Genomic DNA, 4,127 nt, shown 5'->3' with positions numbered 1-4,127 from the left:
GTGGGAGCGGGCTTGCTCGCGAAGGGGGCGACTCGACCTGTCGAACTGAACAAGCCACCCGCCCCACAAACAATGCGCAATATAAAAAACCCCATGAGCACTGGGCTCATGGGGTTTTTGTGTTTCCCGCTGTCGACTGTCTATTTATGCCGGCGCGGAGGTACGGATCAGGTGGTCAAAGGCGCTCAGCGAAGCCTTGGCCCCCTCGCCTACGGCGATCACGATCTGCTTGTACGGAACAGTCGTCACGTCACCGGCGGCGAACACACCCGGGATCGAGGTTTCACCGCGGGCATCGACAATGATCTCGCCCCGTGGCGACAACTCGACGGTGCCTTTGAGCCAATCGGTGTTGGGCAACAGGCCGATCTGCACGAAGATCCCTTCCAGCGCCACATCCCGTACTTCAGCGCTTGGGCGGTCTTTGTAGCGCAAACCGTTGACCTTCTGGCCATCGCCCGTCACTTCGGTGGTCTGGGCATTGGTGATCACGGTCACGTTCGGCAGGCTGTGCAGTTTGCGCTGCAACACCGCGTCGGCACGCAATTGCACATCGAACTCCAGCAAGGTCACATGGGCGACGATACCGGCCAGGTCAATGGCCGCCTCAACGCCGGAGTTACCACCGCCAATCACCGCCACACGCTTGCCTTTGAACAGCGGACCGTCGCAGTGCGGGCAGTACGCCACGCCCTTGTTGCGATATTGCTGCTCGCCCGGCACGTTCATTTCGCGCCAGCGCGCACCGGTCGCCAGGATCACGGTCTTGGCCTTGAGGCTCGCACCGCTGGCGAACTTGATTTCGTGCAGCGCGCCATCTTTGCCTGGCACCAATGCATCGGCGCGTTGCAGGTTCATGATGTCCACGTCGTACTGCTTGACGTGTTCTTCCAGGGCGACGGCCAGTTTCGGCCCTTCGGTTTCCTGCACCGAGATGAAGTTCTCGATGGCCATGGTGTCGAGCACCTGACCGCCGAAGCGCTCAGCCGCGACACCCGTGCGGATGCCCTTACGGGCCGCGTAGATGGCCGCCGAAGCGCCGGCTGGGCCACCGCCCACCACCAGCACATCGAACGCATCCTTGGCGCTGATCTTTTCAGCCTGGCGCTCGATACCGCTGGTGTCGATCTTGGCAAGAATCTCTTCCAGGCCCATACGGCCCTGGCCGAAGTTCACGCCGTTCAAATAGATGCTCGGCACGGCCATGATCTGGCGCTCGTCGACCTCGGCCTGGAACAGCGCGCCGTCGATGGCGACGTGGCGAATGTTCGGGTTCAGCACCGCCATCAGGTTCAGTGCCTGGACCACGTCCGGGCAGTTCTGGCAGGACAGCGAGAAATAGGTCTCGAAGTTGAACTCGCCTTCAAGGGAGCGAATCTGTTCGATGACTTCGACACTGGCCTTGGAAGGATGACCGCCAACTTGCAGCAAGGCCAACACCAGCGAAGTGAATTCGTGGCCCATGGGGATACCGGCAAAACGCAGGCTGATATCGGCGCCCGGGCGATTCAACGAAAACGAAGGCTTGCGCGCATCGGTGCCGTTGTCGAGCAAAGTAATCTGGTTGCAAAGACTGGCAACGTCTTTGAGTAACGCGAGCATTTCCTGGGATTTCGCACCGTCGTCGAGGGAGGCGACGATCTCGATCGGCTGGGTGACCCGTTCCAGGTATGACTTCAACTGAGCTTTAAGATTGGCGTCCAACATACGGGCGATTTCCATTTTTTGAATTTCAGAAAAAACAACGCCCGAGCGAATCTCGCCCGGGCGTTTTTTGGGGCGAAGCGGCTTGCTTGATTAAGAGCGGATCGCCCTCGGATGACTCACAGACTTAGATCTTGCCGACCAGGTCCAGGGACGGAGCCAGAGTGGCCTCGCCTTCTTTCCACTTGGCTGGGCAGACTTCGCCCGGGTGAGCGGCAACGTACTGAGCAGCCTTGACCTTGCGCAGCAGCTCGGAAGCGTCACGGCCTACACCGCCGTCGTTGATTTCAACGATCTTGATCTGACCTTCAGGGTTGATCACGAAAGTACCGCGGTCAGCCAGGCCAACTTCTTCGATCAGCACGTCGAAGTTGCGGGAGATGACGTGGGTCGGGTCACCGATCATGGTGTACTGGATCTTGCCAATGGCTGGCGAGGTGTTGTGCCAGGCAGCGTGAGCAAAGTGAGTGTCGGTGGAGACGCTGTAGATTTCGACACCCAGCTTCTTGAATTCAGCGTAGTTGTCGGCCAGGTCTTCCAGCTCGGTTGGGCAAACGAAGGTGAAGTCGGCCGGGTAGAAGAACACCACGGACCACTTGCCTTTCAGGTCGGCATCCGAAACCTGGACGAACTCGCCGTTTTTGAAAGCGGTAGCGTTGAACGGTTTAACTTGGCTGTTGATGATAGGCATCTATGACTCTCCGTCAGGGGTTGAAAAGTTGATGGCGTGAATCTTAACCACTCATCCCCCGGCAGGCTCATTGGCAAACCTCATGTGAATGATTGGTTTTGGCTATCAGGAATCTATATAGATAGAAAAAATCTGTAGGAGCGCTGGCGAAGCCTGCGATCTTTTGATCTTGCGTGGGAGCTGTTGGGGTTCGCTTGGGACTCAATGGGCTGGGGAAAGATCGCAGCCTCGTTGCTCTCGTCAGCTCCTACACACAGTTCTCGCAGGCTCCTACATAGCTTCTGCACAGCTCCTGCAGTGTCAGGCGGTTGGGGTTCGCATCGTCACGAATTCCTCGGCGGCTGTCGGGTGTACGCCGATGGTCTCGTCGAAATCACGCTTGGTGGCGCCCGCCTTGAGCGCGATGGCAAGCCCCTGGACGATTTCCCCGGCATCCGGCCCGACCATGTGACAGCCCAGCACTTTGTCCGTGCGGGCATCCACCACCAGCTTCATCAACGTGCGCTCCTGGCAGTCGGTGAGGGTCAGTTTCATCGGGCGGAAGCGGCTTTCGAAAACCTGAACGTCATGCCCCTCCTCCCTGGCCTGCTCTTCGGTCAGGCCCACCGTGCCAATATTCGGCAAGCTGAACACCGCCGTGGGGATCATCCGGTAATCCACCAGGCGATACTGCTCGGGCTTGAACAACCGCCGCGCCACCGCCATGCCTTCAGCCAGGGCAACGGGAGTGAGTTGTACACGACCGATGACATCGCCAATGGCCAGGATCGATGGCTCGGCGGTCTCGTACTTTTCGTTGACCTTGATAAAGCCCTTCTCGTCCAGCGTGACACCGGTGTGTTCAAGGCCGAGATTGTCGAGCATCGGCCGCCGGCCGGTGGCGTAGAACACGCAATCGGTGGCCAGTATGCAACCATCCTTGAGCTCTACCTCCAGGCTGCCATCGTCCAGTTTTTCGATGCGCTTGATGTCCGCGTTGAATTGCAGGTCCAGACCACGACGGCTCAGTTCTTCGGCCAGATGCTTGCGTACCGCACCATCAAAGCCGCGCAGGAACAACTCACCGCGGTACAGCAACGACGTCTGCGCGCCCATGCCATGGAAAATCCCGGCGAACTCCACGGCAATGTAGCCACCGCCCACCACGATGACGCGCTTGGGCAGTTCCTTGAGAAAGAACGCCTCGTTGGAGCTGATGGCGTGCTCACGGCCCGGGATATCCGGTATCACCGGCCAGCCACCGGTGGCGATCATGATGTGTTCGGCGGTGTAGCGCTGGCCGTTGATCTCGACCTCATGGGGCCCGGTGAGCCTGGCGTGACCCTCGTGCAACACCACACCGCTGTTGACCAGCAGGTTGCGGTAAATCCCGTTGAGGCGATTGATTTCCCGATCCTTGTTGGCGATCAGCGTGGCCCAGTCGAAACTCGCCTCTCCCGTCGTCCAGCCATAGGCCGACGCTTGCTCGAGGTCCTCGGCATAATGCGCACCGTAGACCAGCAGTTTCTTCGGCACACACCCCACGTTCACGCAGGTACCGCCCAGGTAGCGGCTCTCCGCCACGGCCACCTTGGCCCCGAAACCGGCCGCGAACCGCGCAGCCCGCACACCGCCGGAACCGGCGCCAATCACATACAAGTCAAAATCGTAGGCCATCTTCTATCTCCTTCGGCAGGCCATCAGCATACCTGCTGTTTTCATCTCTGTGGCGAGGGAGCTTGCTCCCGCTCGG

3 protein-coding genes are annotated in these 4,127 nt (G+C 59.4%); all 3 read right to left on the bottom strand.

Going from position 1 to position 4,127, the window contains the following annotated elements; translation table 11 throughout:
* Nucleotides 1-144 precede the first annotated feature (144 nt).
* On the bottom strand, nt 145-1,707 hold the full coding sequence (gene ahpF, locus HU811_RS25590; protein WP_092398983.1) for an alkyl hydroperoxide reductase subunit F: 1,563 nt from the start codon (nt 1,705-1,707) through the stop codon (nt 145-147).
* A gap of 124 nt (nt 1,708-1,831) precedes the next feature.
* Nucleotides 1,832-2,395, bottom strand: a complete 564-nt coding sequence (gene ahpC / locus HU811_RS25585; protein WP_047227636.1) for an alkyl hydroperoxide reductase subunit C — start codon at nt 2,393-2,395, stop codon at nt 1,832-1,834.
* A gap of 300 nt (nt 2,396-2,695) precedes the next feature.
* Complete coding sequence (gorA, locus tag HU811_RS25580; RefSeq protein ID WP_092398985.1) at nt 2,696-4,051, bottom strand: glutathione-disulfide reductase; 1,356 nt, start codon at nt 4,049-4,051, stop codon at nt 2,696-2,698.
* Between the last annotated feature and the right edge of the window lie 76 nt (nt 4,052-4,127).

The organism is Pseudomonas tehranensis (assembly GCF_014268615.1).
GTDB classification, from domain to species: Bacteria; Pseudomonadota; Gammaproteobacteria; order Pseudomonadales; family Pseudomonadaceae; genus Aquipseudomonas; species Aquipseudomonas tehranensis.
Note: the sequence above shows the minus strand (reverse complement) of the source record. Positions and strands in the feature narration are given on the sequence as shown.

Coding starts and splice junctions, on each gene's coding strand:
- ahpF (WP_092398983.1), bottom strand. CDS start 1,707: ATGTTGGACGCCAATCTTAAAGCTCAGTTGAAGTCATACCTGGAACGG.
- gorA (WP_092398985.1), bottom strand. CDS start 4,051: ATGGCCTACGATTTTGACTTGTATGTGATTGGCGCCGGTTCCGGCGGT.
- ahpC (WP_047227636.1), bottom strand. CDS start 2,395: ATGCCTATCATCAACAGCCAAGTTAAACCGTTCAACGCTACCGCTTTC.